Consider the following 15,846-nt stretch of genomic DNA (forward strand, 5'->3'; position numbering starts at 1 on the left):
CGATTGAGTACAAGAAGGCGCAGGCCGGTAAAAAAAATTAATAAGAATATGAAAAAAAAGCTGGCAGTACTATTTTCTTTAGTGGTGTTGGCTTTAGTTGGTTTGGTGGCAAGAATTACCTATATTAATGCCACAAGCGGAAGCAAATACAGAAAACAGGTGCTGAGTCAGGCACAGCAGAAATATGAAAATCAGACACTCCCCGCCAAAAGGGGAGATATTTATGACCGGAATGGAAATATTCTGGCAACAAGCAACAAGGTCTATAATGTAATTCTTGACTGTCTGGAAGTCAACAAGGATGAGGACTCTGTGGAGCCGACCATCAAGGCTCTTGTGGAAGTACTTGGCCTGGATGAGGAGGAGATGCGTAAGCTTCTCAACGATGACAGCACAAAGAGCAGTCAGTATCAGATTGTCAAGAAACAGATCTCCATGGATGATAAGAAAGCCTTTGAGAGCTATGAGAATCCGGGGGATGACAGTGAGCTGAGCGCCGCTCAGAAGAAAGAGCGTTCCAAGGTCACAGGAGTATGGTTTGAGGAGGATTACTTAAGATCTTATCCGTTCAACGAAACAGCCTGTGACACCATTGGTTTTACACTTTCCAGAGATGTGGCAGATGCAGGTCTGGAGGGCTATTACAATGCAACGCTTGCCGGTGTTGACGGAAGACAGTATGGATACATCAACAACAATTCTGATGTGGAGCAGACGATCATAGAGCCCACCGACGGAAAAAGCATAGAAACTTCCCTTGACCTGGGGCTTCAGCAGATTGTGGAGAAGTATGTAAATACTTTTGAAGAAAAAATGGGAGCCAAGAATGTCGGTGTCATTATCGAAGATCCAAAAACAGGAGAAATTCTGGCCATGGATGGTGGTGACCGTTACGATCTGAATAATCCGAGAGACCTTTCCAACGTTTATTCCGAGAGTGAGATTGCGGCCATGAACGATGAGGAAACCGTAGATGCCCTGAACGGAATGTGGAGTAATTTCTGTGTGACAGACGCATACGAACCGGGATCAGTAGTAAAGCCCATTGTTATGAGTTCTGCTCTTGAGATGGGAGCCATTTCCGAGACAGATAATTTTGTCTGCGACGGAGGACAGTCCTTTGGTGCGGAAGGAGCTACGACATTTATTAAATGCGCGGTATGGCCCGATGCCCATGGAACAGAAACACTTTCCGATGTTATTGCCAATTCCTGTAACGATGGTATGATGCAGATCGCGGCGAAAATGGGAAAAGATAATTTCCTCAAAACGCAGAGTACGTTCAACTTCGGAACAAGAACCGGTATTGACCTTCCGAATGAGGGAAGCGGTGTAATCCACACCAGCGAGACCATGGGAGAGACAGAGCTTGCATGTTCCGCATTTGGACAGGGATATACGCTGACGATGATCCAGGAGATCAACGCCATGTGTTCCGTTATCAATGGTGGATATTATTATCAGCCACATCTGGTAACCAGGATCAAAGACAGCAGTGGTGGAATTGCGAAGACGATTTCTCCGACTCTGATGAAACAGACCATTTCCGAGAAGATATCCGCAGATATCCGCTCCTATATGGCAGCCAGTGTAGATCACGGTACCAGCCGTACTTCTAAGGTTCAGGGCTACAGCTCCGGTGGTAAAACCGGTACAGCCGAGAAGCTTCCGCGAGGCAATGGCAAATATCTGGTATCTTTTATCGGCTTCGCGCCGGTGGATGATCCGGCTCTTGTAATTTACGTAGTTGTAGATGAGCCGAATGTAGAGGATCAGGCAAGCAGTACTTATGCACAGTATATTGCCCAGGGAATCCTTTCTGAAGCGCTTCCGTATCTGAATGTACAGCCGGATGAGGCTGAGGACGGTGAAGTTCCGACGACAGAACTGTGGGATATCTTTAAGGGTATCAGTGATTCCGCAACAGGATCTGCCACAGACGGACAGAAGGAAGCAATCTCCAATGAGGATGTTCCAAGTCCGCCGGAAGATGATTCTGAGGACGAAGATACCGAAGACAACAATGATATGCAGAGTGATGGCCTTACCAATGAAGAGGCCGGCCTGGAATAAGATTTCGAATACCCTCTCAGGGAAATGTCATATATTACAATGACAATCTCTGAGGGGGATTTTTTTATGATCCGGACCATGGTTTATCACAGGAAAAAAATCTGGGTGGTTTTTATAGTCTGTGCGGCGCTTCTTCTGGGACTTGTGGGGAGACTTCTGTACCTTATGGGAGCACAGTCTGAATATTATTCAAAAAAAGCAGACGACCTTCATGAGCGGGAACGTGACATCAAAGCTGCCAGGGGAAAAATTCTGGATATCAATGGAAATATTCTGGCAGATAACCGGACAGTCTGTACCGTATCGGTGATACACAGCCAGATGAAAGATCCGGAAAAAGTAATTCAGGTACTTGCCAGAGAACTGACCATGGATGAAGAAATCATCAGGAAAAAAGTAGAAAAAGTTTCTTCTATTGAAAGAATTCGAACAAATGTGGAAAAAGCAACCGGGGATGCGATCCGTGAGTATGCACTCGCGGGAGTGAAAGTGGATGAAGATTACAAAAGATATTATCCCTGTGGTTCCCTTGCCTCCAAAGTGCTGGGATTTACAGGGGGTGACAACCAGGGAATCATTGGCCTTGAGGTGAAATATGATGAGATCCTGAAAGGTGAGCCCGGAAAAATTCTCACAGTTACCGATGCACGTGGAGTGGAGATTGACGGGACAGGAGAACGGCGGAAGGAACCGGTGGCGGGAAATACACTGCGAACCAGTCTGGATGTTAACATTCAGAAATACGCACAGCAGGCGGCTCTGAAAGTGATGGAGGAAAAACAGGCAGAGAGGGTGTCCATTCTTCTCATGAATCCTCAGAATGGAGAAATCTATGCCTGTGTCAATGTTCCGGAATTTGACCTGAACGATCCGTTTACGCTAAACACAGAAGAAACGTCTTCAGATAGAAAAAAGAAGCAGGATCTTCTGAACCAGATGTGGAGAAATCCCTGTCTGAACGATACTTATGAACCAGGTTCGACTTTTAAGATTATCACCATGGCAGCGGGATTGGAAGAAGGAGTTGTGTCAACGGAAGACCGTTTTTTCTGCCCGGGGTATAAAGTGGTGGAGGACCGGAGGATACACTGTGCAAAGAGGACCGGACATGGTGCCCAGAACTTTGTGGAGGGAGCTCAGAACTCCTGCAACCCGGTGTTTATTGAAGTGGGGCTGCGGCTGGGAGTAGAGAATTATTATAAATATTTCAAACAGTTCGGGCTTTTGAAAAAAACAGGAATTGATCTTCCGGGAGAAGCGGGAACGATCATGCATAACCCGAAAAATATGGGGGAGGTGGAGCTTGCCACTGTATCTTTTGGCCAGTCGTTTCAGATTACGCCGATCCAGCTGGCAACAACAGTCAGTGCGATCATCAATGGCGGAAACCGGATTACGCCCCATTTTGGAATCAGTGTGGAAAGTGCGGACGGAACAAAGGTGCGGACGCTGGAGTATCCGGTGGAAACCGGGATCGTGTCCGGCGAGACTTCACGGACGGTACGGACAATTCTGGAAACAGTAGTTTCGGAAGGCTCCGGGAAAAATGCAGGGATCGAGGGTTTTTCCATCGGGGGAAAAACAGCTACTTCCCAGACCCTGCCAAGGGGTTCCGGCCGATATATTTCTTCATTCCTGGGTTTTGCACCGGCAGAAGACCCAAAAGTCCTGGCTCTTTGTATTATCCATAATCCTAAAGGTATGTATTATGGAGGGATCATTGCCGCGCCGGTAGTACGGAGCATCTTTGAAAATGTGCTGCCCTATCTTGGAATTGAAAAGACCGTCACGGAAACTCCATCCGGGGAAAACCAGGCAGATGGGGTTGATTAATGAAAGGAAAAGCCTTATACTGTTGAAGAAGTATAAAAAAACGAAAGAATTAGAGGTGTGAGGATGGAGTTTCATGTTGTGATCCCTGTGCTGATTTCATTTGCGATCAGCCTTGTATTAGGACCGATTGTTATCCCTTTTTTAAGAAGACTTAAAATGGGACAGACAGAGAGAGAGCTGGGCGTGCAGTCCCACCTGAAAAAGAACGGTACCCCCACCATGGGCGGAGTGATCTTTCTCATTGCGACAACTGTAACATCACTGTTTTATATCAGAGATTATCCGATGATCATCCCGGTACTTTTCCTGACCCTGGGATTTGGACTGATCGGATTTCTGGATGATTATCTGAAAGTAGTCCTGAAACGTTCAGACGGACTTCTGCCATGGCAGAAAATGGCACTGCAGATTGTTGTGACAGCTGTATTTGCTTTTTATCTTGTAAATTATTCCAATGTATCCCTGACCATGAAGATCCCGTTCTGGAGCGGACATTATCTGAATCTGGGATGGTTTGCGGTTCCGGTACTGTTTTTTGCAGTTATTGGTACAGTAAACGGAGTAAACTTTACCGACGGACTTGACGGACTGGCATCCAGTGTTACCCTGATCGTTGCAGTATTCTTTACCGTTGTTTCCCTTGGAATGAACAGCGGCGTGGAGCCGATCACCTGTGCAGTTGTGGGCAGCCTTATGGGCTTCCTTCTCTTTAACGTATATCCGGCCAAGGTATTTATGGGAGATACCGGTTCTCTGGCACTGGGCGGTTTTGTGGCTGGTGTGGCTTATGCCATGCAGATGCCGCTGTTTATCATCCTGGTGGGACTGATCTATCTTATTGAGGTACTGTCCGTTATGATCCAGGTATCCTATTTCAAGGCAACACACGGAAAAAGAATTTTCAAGATGGCGCCTATCCACCATCATTTTGAGCTTTGCGGGTGGTCCGAGACACGGGTCGTTGCAGTGTTCTCTGTTGTAACTGCCATTATGTGCCTGATCGCTCTCCTGGCATTATAAGGAGGAACAGAAAAATGGATTTAAAAGGAAAAAAAGTTCTCGTTTTCGGAGCTGGAAAAAGTGGCATTGGTGCCGCTGACCTGCTTGGAAGTGTAGGAGCACAGCCGATAATCTATGACGGAAATGAAAACCTTGATAAAGAAGCGGTTTTACATAAAACAAACGGAACATACACCCCGGAGATCTGGGCCGGTGCTTTTCCGGAAGGAGAGATGGAAAGTCTTGATCTCGTAGTGTTAAGCCCGGGAGTACCAACAGATCTTCCACTGGTAAAGAGCTTCTACGAAAAAGGCCTTCCGGTATGGAGTGAGGTAGAACTTGCCTACCGTACAGGAAAAGGTGAGGTTCTTGCAATTACAGGAACCAACGGCAAGACAACAACAACAGCTCTCCTTGGAAAGATTATGGGAGATGCCCGTGAATCTGTATTTGTTGTAGGAAATATCGGAACTGCATATACATCAAAATCACTAGAGATGCGTGAGGATTCTGTAACCGTTGCGGAGATCAGCAGCTTCCAGCTGGAGACTATCGAGCAGTTCCGCCCGAAGGTCAGTGCGATCCTCAACATTACAGAAGATCATCTGAACCGTCATCATACCATGGAAGAATACATCCGTGTAAAAGAGCTGATTACCAAGAATCAGGGACCAGAAGATGTATGTGTCCTGAATTATGAGGATGAAGTCCTCCGTAAATTCGGTGAGAACATCGTTCCGAAGGTGGTATATTTTTCAAGCCTTCGTAAACTGGATCAGGGTATCTATCTGGACGGAGATCAGATCATTCTGAAAACAGAAAAAGAAGAGATCCCGATCGTAAAGACAGGAGAACTTAAGATCCTTGGCCGTCATAATCACGAGAATGTAATGGCTGCAGCAGCCATGGCATATTATGCGGGAGTTTCTGTGGAGAGCATCCACAAGAGTGTTTGCGAGTTTGTGGCAGTTCCTCACAGAATCGAGTATGTAACAGAGAAGAACGGCGTTGCCTATTATAACGATTCCAAGGGAACAAACCCGGATGCAGCTATCAAGGGAATTCAGGCTATGAACCGTCCGACTCTTCTCATCGGCGGTGGCTATGACAAGGAATCCAGCTACGATGAGTGGATAGAATCCTTCGACGGAAAAGTCCGTTATCTTGTTCTCATCGGCCAGACGAAAGAAAAGATCAAAGCAGCAGCAGAACGTCTTGGATTTACAGACATCATTCTCTGTGAGGATCTGAAAGAAGCTGTTCAGGTCTGCGCGGAAAAAGCCAATCCGGGAGATGCGGTTCTTCTTTCACCGGCATGTGCAAGCTGGGGACAGTTCGACAACTATGAACAGCGTGGCGACATGTTCAAGGAATATGTGAAAGCACTGTAATAATCCGAAAAATACATACATAAGCTGAAATAAAGACCACTGTGGAGGCCACAGCATGAAGGCAGAACAGAAACAGACCGGAAAGACTGATACCGTTCTCTGGGTTCTGGTTCTGATCCTTGTTGTGTTTGGCCTGGGGGCGCTTTTTTCGGCAAGCGAATATAATGGCAGAGTGCGTTTTCACGACTCTGCCTATTATTTTAAGAAGCAGCTCTTTGCCACGGCACTGGGGCTGCTTGTTATGTATCTGGCATCAAAGGTGGATTATCGCATTCCTGTGAAGCTGGCACCTGGAGCATATATCCTTTCACTTTTTCTCTCAACGGCAGTGCTGCTTTTCGGACAGGAAATTAACGGATCGAAGCGGTGGCTGAATCTCGGGCCGCTATCATTTCAGCCCTCGGAATTTTCCAAGGTTGCGGTAATCCTTTTTCTTGTGTGGCAGATCAGCCGGACAAAAAGCAAGACAACCGGATTCTGGTTTATGTGCAGGACCATGATGACGTTGCTTCCGGTAGTTGGTCTGGTAGGTTCCAACAACTTAAGTACAGCGGTGATCATTCTCGGGATTGGTGTGCTGCTGATCTTTGTGGCCAATCCCAGATACCTGCAGTTTCTGGCTCTGGGGAGTGCGGGAATCGGATTTATTGCAGTTTTTCTTGCTGCGGAGAGTTACCGTCTGGAGCGTCTGGCAATCTGGCGGGATCCGGAAAAATATGAAAAAGGCTTTCAGACCATACAGGGTCTGTATGCCATAGGAAGCGGAGGGATTTTTGGCAAAGGTTTCGGAAACAGCCTTCAGAAGCTGGGATTTGTGCCGGAAGCCCAGAATGATATGATTTTTTCCATTGTGTGTGAGGAGACCGGGATCCTGGGAGCGTTTCTGGTATTGTTTCTGTTTGGGCTTCTGATCTGGAGGCTTTGTGTTCTGGCACTGAACTGCCGGGATCTTCAGGGGACACTTCTTTGTGCCGGGATCATGGCACATATGGCGATCCAGGTAGTTTTGAATGTTGCGGTTGTGACGAACACGATCCCCAATACCGGGATTACGCTGCCTTTTGTAAGTTATGGCGGAACTTCCGTTGTTTTTCTTCTGGGGGAAATGGGGCTGGCGTTAAGTGTCAGCAGTCACAGACAGGGAAGAATCACATAGAATAAAAAGTAAGAGGCCCTTTTAGGAGTGGAAGACTTGAATGAGATCGATGAGATCGTCGTAACCGGAGGCAGGCCGCTGCATGGGACTGTGCGAATCCAGGGGTCAAAAAATACAGCACTTCCGGTTATGGCAGCGGCCCTTTTAAGCTCCGGGACCAGTGTGTTGCGGGAATGTCCGAAGATCACAGATGTATTTCTGATGGAAAAAATCCTCCGGGAGCTGGGGGCGAGAACCTGGTGGGAGGGTCATGACCTTTATCTGGACTGCAGCCATGCGGACGGTACCGTGATACCGGAACATTTTTCCGGAAAAATGCGTTCTTCCGTGATTCTGATGGGGGCAATGCTTGGACGGAACGGGAAAGCACAGACCGGTTATCCGGGCGGATGTGTCATTGGCAAACGCCCGGTGGATCTTCATATACAGGTTTTACAGAAACTTGGTGCCAGAATCGTGGAAAACGGAAGTGAAATTCAGGCAGCCTGTGGAAAACTGAAAGGAGCGGAAATAATTTTTCCCAAAAGCAGTGTGGGAGCTACGGAACAGGGAATTCTGGCAGCTGTCTTGGCAGAAGGAAAAACCGTTCTTTCGGGATGTGCCCGCGAACCGGAAATTAACTGGCTGTGCCAGTATCTGACCGGGATGGGCGCAAGGATTGAAATCCTGAAAAATGGAAGGATCTGTATCGAAGGTGTAAAGAAACTGCATCCCGGCAGCGGGACGATTCCCCCGGACCGTATTGTTGCCGGAACCTATCTTATGGCAGCGGCAGCGACCAGAGGAGAGATTATTCTGGAAAATCCGCCGCTTGATGAAATGGATGCAATCCTGGAAGTATATCGGAAAATGGGTGGACAATGCCACCAGGTAGGTGGTAAACTAATAGTCAACGGAAAAAATGCAGGTTTTCCCCTTGAACTTCTGGAGACAGATGTTTACCCAGGATTTCCTACAGATCTGCAGTCCCCGGCGATGGCTGTGCTGGCCACGATCCCGGGAGTGAGCAGGATCCGCGAGAAGATTTTTGAGGACAGATATAAACTGGCGTCATGGCTCTGTTATATGGGAGCGAAGATTGAGATCCGGGATGGAATTGCTGTGATACACGGTGGTTATCCGCTTAAGGGATGCACTGTGGAAGCAGAGGAACTCCGCGGAGGTGCAGCACTTGTAATCACGGCACTTGCGGCAGAAGGTGTTACCAGGATCAGAGGCTGCTCCTTTATTGAAAGAGGTTATGAACATATCTGTGAAGATTTGACTGCGCTTGGCGGTCTGCTGATAAAGGACAGAGGAACTTTATGAAAAAATCCAAAAAAAATTCGCTGGCAGCAGCCGGAATGATTCTGGTTCTGCTGCTGGCAGGCGTTATTTTCTTTTTTACTTATTATCAGGTTGATGAAGTACAGGTGATGGGAAGTAGCCATTATTCTGAGAAACAGATCAAGAAGATGGTCCTTCGGGGGCCGCTGGCATCCAATTCTGTTCTGGCACCCCTTCTTTACACCAAACAGAATACAAAAGATGTTCCTTTTGTGGATGGTTATACAGTGACCAGACTTAACCGTCACACCATTTGTGTCAGTGTGAAGGAGAAGGATATTGTCGGCTGTATTCCTTATCTGGACAGTTACATTTACTTTGACAGAAATGGAGTTTTTGTGGAAGGTTCCACAGAACGCAATGAGAAGATTCCTTTTTTTGACGGAATTAAAGTAAAAAAAGTAATTCTCAATGAGAAGCTTCCTATTAAGGATGAGACTGTGATGAATACAGCCGTGGCTTTGTCTACTATCTTTTCAAAAAATGACAAGGTTCCGGATCATATTGAATTCGGAGATGACGGGCAGATCAGCCTGGTTTACGGAGATATTACGGTCAAGCTTGGAAAGGACGAGTATCTGGAAGACAAAATGACCAGGGTACTTGCCATTCTTTCGCTGATTTCCGGAAAAAAAGGAATTCTCCACGCTGAAAATGTAAATGATAATTCCAAGACCATAACACTGGAGCAGGAACAGGATGAGAATCAGAATTCCGAAGAAACCTGGACAGGCGGTTATGATGAGGAAGGAAATTACACAGGCGAGGGCGAATACGACGAAAATGGCAATTATGTAGGGCCGAAACCGCAGACAGACCTGGAGTATGCGCAGGCGAACTGGGTAGGCGGATATGATGAAGAAGGTGACTATACAGGAAGCGGTGAGTATGACGCCAACATGAATTATGTGGGAGAGGCACCGACAGAAGAAAGTATGGCGGCCAACGGAAACTGGAAAGGCGGATACCGGGAAGACGGCGGTTATGACGGAGTCAGTGAGTATGACCGTGACGGTAATTATGTAGGTACGCTGGAGGATTATCTTGCTTCGGAAGAAAGCACCGGAGACGGAACAGATTCTGTCAGCATAGACACTCAGAATACGGATTCGGAAGGCACCGGAAATGGAGAGGATACTTCTGATAACAGCGCAGACGGCACCGACGAAGAAGCCGATGCAGGGGCAGATTACAGCGGTGATTACAGTAATGAGTCGGATAATTATGACGAAAATCAGTACAGTGATTACAGCGATGAGGCCGATTACGAGTAGAGATAAAAAAACCTTTCTTAATATAATACCAGTATTTGGTCATTTTGCCAGAGATTGTTTTGCAAATGTTTCGGTTAATAGAAACAGTGCCGAAATTTAGTGAAAAAAGTATAAAAAAACAAAATTAGTGGTTGATTAATTAACGAAAAAAATATATGATATAACTATGTGTATATGTAGCTTGGAATAGATTATTACACTGAATCGGATATCAGGTAGAAATAAAGGAGGAAGTACATTGTTAGAGATAATGACGAATGAGGCTGAGTCTTCTGCGAAAATTATTGTAATTGGAGTAGGCGGCGCAGGTAATAATGCAGTAAACAGAATGGTGGAAGAGGCCATTGGTGGAGTTGAGTTTGTAGGTGTCAATACCGATAAACAGGCTCTGACACTGTGTAAAGCTCCGACTGTACTTCAGATTGGTGAAAAAATTACGAAAGGTCTTGGCGCCGGTGCACAGCCGGAAGTTGGACAGAAGGCAGCTGAGGAGAGCATTGAGGAAGTTAAGAAGATCATCGAGGGAGCGGACATGGTGTTCGTTACCTGTGGTATGGGTGGCGGAACCGGAACCGGAGCTGCTCCTGTAATCGCTGGTGCGGCAAAAGAGATGGGTATCCTGACTGTCGGTGTTGTTACCAAGCCTTTCCGTTTTGAAGCGAAGACCCGTATGAACAATGCACTTGCGGGAATCGAGAATCTGAAGAAAGCAGTTGACACTTTAATTGTCATCCCGAATGACAAGTTACTTGAGATTGTTGACAGAAGAACAACTATGCCGGAAGCACTGCGTAAGGCTGATGAGGTTCTTCAGCAGGCAGTACAGGGTATCACAGACCTGATCAACCTGCCGGCACTGATCAACCTTGACTTTGCAGACGTACAGACTGTCATGACAGATAAGGGAATCGCTCACATCGGTATCGGTGAGGCAAGAGGCGATGACAAGGCTATGGAGGCTGTACAGCAGGCTGTATCTTCTCCGCTTCTTGAGACAACCATCAAGGGCGCTACTCATGTAATCATCAACATTTCCGGAGATATTTCTCTTATGGATGCCAACGATGCGGCAAGCTATGTACAGGAGCTTACCGGTGAGGATGCAAACATCATCTTTGGTGCCATGTATGATGATTCTGTTGCAGATTATGCAAGAATTACAGTTATTGCCACAGGTCTTACAGACAATAACCTTCAGAATACACCATTTGGAAACAGAGCTTCCAATTCTGTATTTGGAAACACCAAAAAGACAAGTCAGCCACAGACAAGCAGCATGAACCTTAACATGCCAAGCTTCAGCCTGCCGACTATGAATTCCACACAGTTTGGAACAAAGACTCCGACAAGCACTGTTCAGAAAAAGGACATCCAGATTCCGGATTTTCTTAAGAACAGATAATAAATGAACATAATAAAATCCGGCAGAGGATCCATCTGGAACCCTGCCGGATTTTTTTGACTTTCAGATCAGAATATCAGCATTTACAGCTGAAGGTATCGCATTTTGTATCACAGCAGCGATGTGCATTATCACCGGATACATTGATGGAAGCTGCGGTACATTTGCAGTGCTCATTGTAGGTACAGTTGTGTGCTTTGCAGTCAATGTTAATGGTTTCACATCCGCAGCCGGAATCTGCAGCATTTGTTGCGGAACCTTCTTTCTGATCGCGGAAGCTTTCACAGGCGGTATCATCTGCATAACGTGCATCTGCGCCCTCTACATTAATGGCTCCTTTGGAACAGAGAGAATCTTTGTTATAGTAGCAGTTGTGCGCGGAACATTTAAGGATTGTCATAAAAGTGTCCTCCTGATAATTATGATTTTACCGGAAACCGTCAGCTGTCGGACTTTGAACCTCTGATCAATGGTCCATGTTACAGTCTGTCTTGCCGGATTCCGATGTTGGATAGTATGCCCGGAAAAAGAAAAACTCATACGCACAAATAAATACATAATAATATAAAAAAACAGTTGACAAACAGAAAATACCATGGTATTCTCTTAAAGTACGTAGCGAAAAGAAAGCAGAGTTCACTCTCACCTCAGCGCTGAAGATAAGCGACTCAGGTCAATATTGCACAGTACTGCGAACGGATCAACCATCAGTGCGCAGGTGTAATTATTTGAAGTGTGGACATCTGTCTGCGCTTTTTTTGTGCAGCTTAAGCTACATTAATGAGAAAGAAAAAAATAATTCTATCATGTTCATGGAGGTGTACAACAATTAGCGGTTTAATGATTAACGAACAGATCAGAGACAGAGAGGTACGCTTGATTGGTCCGGACGGAGCTCAGCTTGGAATCGTGTCCGCCAGAGAAGCGATGGCGAAAGCACAGGAGGCAGGACTTGACCTTGTAAAGATTGCCCCACAGGCGAAACCGCCGGTATGCAAGATCATCGATTACGGTAAATACCGTTACGAGCTTGCAAGAAAAGAAAAAGAGGCCAGAAAAAAGCAGAAAACCATCGATGTCAAAGAAGTGCGTCTTTCCCCGAACATTGATACGAATGATTTGAAGACGAAGGTAAATGCAGCAAGAAAGTTCCTTAGCAAGGGCGACAGAGTTAAGGTTACACTTCGTTTCCGCGGAAGAGAGATGGCACATATGTCCAGCAGTAGGCATGTGCTTGATGACTTCGCAGATCTTCTGTCCGATATAGCGACTGTAGAGAAGGCTCCGAAGGTAGAAGGCAGAAGCATGACTATGTTTCTGACTGAGAAACGGTAGATATCTCAGTCTTCACGGCAACAGCCGGGCAGAACGGGATGCTATATAAAATTTAGAAGTACCAAATCAAGGAGGAATTCATAATGCCAAAAATTAAAACTTGCAGAGCAGCAGCAAAGCGCTTTAAAAAAACAGGTACAGGAAAATTAGTAAGAAATAAAGCCTACAAGAGCCATATCCTTACAAAGAAATCTCAGAAGAGAAAGAGAAATCTGAGAAAATCTACTGTTGTTGATTCTACTAATGTAAAGAGCATGAAGAAAGCATTACCATATTTATAAGATAGAGAAGACGAACAGGAGGAGAATTAAGAAATGGCAAGAATTAAAGGCGGATTAAACGCAAAGAAAAGACATAACCGTACATTAAAACTGGCAAAAGGCTACAGAGGAGCCCGTTCCAAACAGTATAGAGTAGCAAAACAGTCTGTAATGAGAGCACTTACAAGCTCCTATGCAGGAAGAAAACAGAAGAAACGTCAGTTCAGACAGCTCTGGATCGCACGTATCAATGCAGCTGCAAGAATGAACGGACTTTCCTACAGCAAAATGATGCACGGCCTTAAAGTTGCAAACATCGACATCAACAGAAAGATGCTTGCAGAGATGGCAGTTAACGATGCAGCAGGCTTCACAGCACTTGCTGAGATCGCTAAGAAAGCAATCGCATAAGTAAAGTATTAAGAGACGAAGAAGTCCAGGGAGTTTTCCCTGGATTTTTTTGTGCGAAAAAATTCAGACAATTTGCCGAAAAACAACACAAGCTGTACAGCGGACAAGTGTCCGCGTTGTGCAATCAGACGAAAAACAGCAGATAACAAAATTTGTCCTTGAAATAAAAAATATGCGATGCTATAATTTTACCATTAAACATTAGTAACGCGACAAAGCGCAGGAGGAGAGATTATTATGAAGAATTGGAAGAAAGTAATCGGCGTTGCATCAGCAGCAGCTATGACAGCAGCTATGATGATGCCTACATCAGTTTTTGCGGCAGATGATGAGACATTTAAGATCGGTGTGATCGGACCGATGACAGGTGATTACGCACAGTACGGTACCAACGTATACAACGCAGCCAAGATCGCAGCTGATGAGATCAACGAGAACGGTGGATTCAACGGATATAAAGTTGAAATCCTTGACGCAGGTGATGACCAGGGAGATCCGGAGAAGGCTGTTAACGCATACAATGACCTGATCGATAAAGGAATGCAGATGCTCTGTGGAACTGTAACATCCGGTTCCTGTATCGCAGTAGGAGCTGAGGCAGCTGAGGATACATTCCTCTTCACACCATCCGCAACAGCACTTGACTGTATCACAGCAGGAACAAACGAGTTCCGTATGTGCTTCACAGACCCGGCACAGGGAACCAAATCTGCTCAGTACATTTCCGAGCACAAACTTGCAACGAAAGTAGCAGTACTTTATGATTCCGCTGCTGACTACAACTCCGGTGTACATGACGCATTCGTTGCAGCAGCTGCTGATGACGGACTTGAAGTAGTTGCAGATGAGGCTTACACAACAGACAGCAACACAGACTATTCTGTACAGCTTGCAAAGATCAAGAAGAGCGGCGCTGAGCTTCTTTTCCTTCCGAACTACTATTCCGACAATGCGCTGATCCTTCAGCAGGCATCTGAGGCAGGGCTTGACATTAAATTCTTTGGTGTAGATGGCATGGATGGTATCCTCAATGTAGAGAACTTCGATAAATCCCTTGCAGAGGGTGTTATGCTTCTGACACCATTCTCCGCAACAGCTACAGATGAGAAGAGCCAGAATTTCGTAAAAGCATACGGCGATGCTCACAACGGTGAGATCCCGAACCAGTTTGCGGCAGATACATATGATGTACTTTACGCAATGCAGCTTGCAGCTGACGATGCAAAGATCACACCAGATATGGAAAATGCAGACATCAGTGCAGCAATGAGCGCATCCATGGCAAACATCGAGCTTGACGGACTTACCGGAAAAGCAAAATGGACCGAGGATGGCGAGTGTGATAAAGAGCCGAAAGCATTCGAGATCAAAGACGGTGCTTATGTAGAGATGAAATAAGTAATTTCTGTTAACGTTAGGGGTCAGGGGACGGTCACCTTTAGTGGGACCCGTCCCCTTTTTCCCTTATCAATAAACAATTAAAAGAGGTGCGTTATGAGTTTTATATCTTATTTAAAAGACGGCATCAGTCTTGGCAGTATCTATGCGATCATCGCGCTTGGATATACCATGGTTTACGGTATTGCCAAGATGCTGAACTTCGCACACGGAGATGTTATTATGGTAGGAGCTTATATCATTCTTACCTGTATCACAAGAGGCGGCATGTCACCGATCCTTGCTGTGATCCTTTCCGTTGTGATCTGTACACTGCTTGGTGTTGTCATTGAGAAGGTAGCTTACAGTCCACTTAGAAAAGCTTCCTCAAACCTGGCCGTTCTTATCACGGCTATCGGTGTCAGTTATCTGCTTCAGAACCTGGCACTTCTGATCTTCGGCGCAGATGCCAAGAGTTTCGTAGCTGTTATCAAAGTTCCGTCCATCACACTGTTTGACGGTGAGCTTACCATCAAGGGAATCACCATCGTAACCATCCTTGCATGTATCATCATCATGGTGGGACTTTCCCTCTTTGTAAAAAAGACAAAACCTGGCCGTGCCATGCAGGCGGTTTCTGAGGACAGAGATGCGGCACAGCTGATGGGAGTTAACGTCAATGCGACAATTTCCCTCACATTTGCCATCGGTTCCGGACTTGCAGCGATCGCAGGCCTTCTGCTCTGTCAGACTTATCCGACACTGACTCCGTACACAGGAGCCATGCCTGGTATCAAAGCTTTCGTAGCTGCTGTATTCGGTGGAATCGGTTCGATTCCGGGAGCTATGGTCGGCGGCATCCTTCTGGGAATCATCGAGATCTTCGGAAAAGCTTATATTTCTTCCCAGGTTGCAGATGCGATCGTATTTGCAGTCCTGATCGTCGTGCTTCTTGTAAAACCTACAGGACTGTTCGGCAAGAACATCCAGGAGAAAGTGTAAGGTGGCC

The 15,846-nt window shown here is 46.1% G+C and carries 14 protein-coding genes; 13 read left to right on the forward strand and 1 reads right to left on the reverse strand.

Annotated features, from left to right (window positions below):
- Positions 1–3 precede the first annotated feature (3 nt).
- The 8 genes from G5B06_RS08960 (at position 4) to ftsZ (ending at position 11,454) form a co-directional block, all read left to right on the forward strand.
- Positions 4–2,073 (forward strand): peptidoglycan D,D-transpeptidase FtsI family protein, encoded by a 2,070-nt coding sequence (locus tag G5B06_RS08960; protein ID WP_243279053.1) that lies wholly within the window; start codon positions 4–6, stop codon positions 2,071–2,073.
- 66 nt (positions 2,074–2,139) lie between these two features.
- Positions 2,140–3,906, forward strand: coding sequence for a peptidoglycan D,D-transpeptidase FtsI family protein (locus G5B06_RS08965; RefSeq protein WP_173771789.1), 1,767 nt, complete (start codon positions 2,140–2,142; stop codon positions 3,904–3,906).
- Positions 3,907–3,969: 63 nt separating this feature from the next.
- On the forward strand, positions 3,970–4,926 hold the full coding sequence (gene mraY / locus G5B06_RS08970; protein WP_021977880.1) for a phospho-N-acetylmuramoyl-pentapeptide-transferase: 957 nt from the start codon (positions 3,970–3,972) through the stop codon (positions 4,924–4,926).
- Positions 4,927–4,940: 14 nt separating this feature from the next.
- A complete protein-coding gene (gene murD, locus G5B06_RS08975) occupies positions 4,941–6,296 on the forward strand; it encodes a UDP-N-acetylmuramoyl-L-alanine--D-glutamate ligase (RefSeq protein ID WP_148448544.1) in 1,356 nt (451 codons plus the stop codon).
- 55 nt (positions 6,297–6,351) lie between these two features.
- Positions 6,352–7,452 (forward strand): FtsW/RodA/SpoVE family cell cycle protein, encoded by a 1,101-nt coding sequence (locus G5B06_RS08980; protein WP_173771791.1) that lies wholly within the window; start codon positions 6,352–6,354, stop codon positions 7,450–7,452.
- 27 nt (positions 7,453–7,479) lie between these two features.
- On the forward strand, positions 7,480–8,760 hold the full coding sequence (gene murA / locus G5B06_RS08985) for a UDP-N-acetylglucosamine 1-carboxyvinyltransferase (protein WP_330606706.1): 1,281 nt from the start codon (positions 7,480–7,482) through the stop codon (positions 8,758–8,760).
- Positions 8,757–10,052, forward strand: a complete 1,296-nt coding sequence (locus G5B06_RS08990) for a cell division protein FtsQ/DivIB (RefSeq protein ID WP_173771793.1) — start codon at positions 8,757–8,759, stop codon at positions 10,050–10,052. Before murA ends, G5B06_RS08990 begins: the two co-directional genes overlap by 4 nt.
- A gap of 250 nt (positions 10,053–10,302) precedes the next feature.
- Complete coding sequence (gene ftsZ / locus G5B06_RS08995; RefSeq protein WP_148448585.1) at positions 10,303–11,454, forward strand: cell division protein FtsZ; 1,152 nt, start codon at positions 10,303–10,305, stop codon at positions 11,452–11,454.
- A 76-nt stretch (positions 11,455–11,530) separates the two neighbouring features.
- Here the strand turns inward: ftsZ and G5B06_RS09000 are convergent, their stop codons facing one another.
- Complete coding sequence (locus G5B06_RS09000; protein WP_148448548.1) at positions 11,531–11,854, reverse strand: DUF1540 domain-containing protein; 324 nt, start codon at positions 11,852–11,854, stop codon at positions 11,531–11,533.
- A 440-nt stretch (positions 11,855–12,294) separates the two neighbouring features.
- Between G5B06_RS09000 and infC the strand changes: the two genes are divergently transcribed.
- From infC to G5B06_RS09025, 5 genes are all read left to right on the forward strand, one after another.
- Positions 12,295–12,789, forward strand: coding sequence for a translation initiation factor IF-3 (gene infC / locus G5B06_RS09005; RefSeq protein ID WP_015526092.1), 495 nt, complete (start codon positions 12,295–12,297; stop codon positions 12,787–12,789).
- 83 nt (positions 12,790–12,872) lie between these two features.
- Positions 12,873–13,070, forward strand: a complete 198-nt coding sequence (gene rpmI / locus G5B06_RS09010) for a 50S ribosomal protein L35 (RefSeq protein ID WP_019162770.1) — start codon at positions 12,873–12,875, stop codon at positions 13,068–13,070.
- A gap of 33 nt (positions 13,071–13,103) precedes the next feature.
- Complete coding sequence (gene rplT, locus G5B06_RS09015; RefSeq protein ID WP_015526090.1) at positions 13,104–13,460, forward strand: 50S ribosomal protein L20; 357 nt, start codon at positions 13,104–13,106, stop codon at positions 13,458–13,460.
- 237 nt (positions 13,461–13,697) lie between these two features.
- Positions 13,698–14,858 carry an ABC transporter substrate-binding protein gene (locus G5B06_RS09020; RefSeq protein ID WP_118070619.1) on the forward strand — a complete coding sequence of 387 codons (1,161 nt, stop codon included), beginning with the start codon at positions 13,698–13,700 and terminating at the stop codon, positions 14,856–14,858.
- Positions 14,859–14,954: 96 nt separating this feature from the next.
- Positions 14,955–15,839: a branched-chain amino acid ABC transporter permease gene (locus G5B06_RS09025; protein ID WP_015526088.1), complete on the forward strand. Its 885-nt coding sequence runs from the start codon at positions 14,955–14,957 to the stop codon at positions 15,837–15,839.
- Positions 15,840–15,846 lie beyond the last annotated feature (7 nt).

This window comes from Blautia luti (assembly GCF_013304735.1).
Taxonomy (GTDB): Bacteria; Bacillota; Clostridia; order Lachnospirales; family Lachnospiraceae; genus Blautia_A.

Bases quoted from the DNA above. Each gene is read 5' to 3' on its own strand.
- G5B06_RS09000 (WP_148448548.1), bottom strand. From the start codon at position 11,854: ATGACAATCCTTAAATGTTCCGCGCACAACTGCTACTATAACAAAGAT.
- infC (WP_015526092.1), top strand. From the start codon at position 12,295: ATGATTAACGAACAGATCAGAGACAGAGAGGTACGCTTGATTGGTCCG.
- ftsZ (WP_148448585.1), top strand. From the start codon at position 10,303: ATGACGAATGAGGCTGAGTCTTCTGCGAAAATTATTGTAATTGGAGTA.
- rpmI (WP_019162770.1), top strand. From the start codon at position 12,873: ATGCCAAAAATTAAAACTTGCAGAGCAGCAGCAAAGCGCTTTAAAAAA.
- murD (WP_148448544.1), top strand. From the start codon at position 4,941: ATGGATTTAAAAGGAAAAAAAGTTCTCGTTTTCGGAGCTGGAAAAAGT.
- G5B06_RS08980 (WP_173771791.1), top strand. From the start codon at position 6,352: ATGAAGGCAGAACAGAAACAGACCGGAAAGACTGATACCGTTCTCTGG.
- G5B06_RS08965 (WP_173771789.1), top strand. From the start codon at position 2,140: ATGATCCGGACCATGGTTTATCACAGGAAAAAAATCTGGGTGGTTTTT.
- mraY (WP_021977880.1), top strand. From the start codon at position 3,970: ATGGAGTTTCATGTTGTGATCCCTGTGCTGATTTCATTTGCGATCAGC.
- G5B06_RS08990 (WP_173771793.1), top strand. From the start codon at position 8,757: ATGAAAAAATCCAAAAAAAATTCGCTGGCAGCAGCCGGAATGATTCTG.
- G5B06_RS09025 (WP_015526088.1), top strand. From the start codon at position 14,955: ATGAGTTTTATATCTTATTTAAAAGACGGCATCAGTCTTGGCAGTATC.
- G5B06_RS09020 (WP_118070619.1), top strand. From the start codon at position 13,698: ATGAAGAATTGGAAGAAAGTAATCGGCGTTGCATCAGCAGCAGCTATG.
- rplT (WP_015526090.1), top strand. From the start codon at position 13,104: ATGGCAAGAATTAAAGGCGGATTAAACGCAAAGAAAAGACATAACCGT.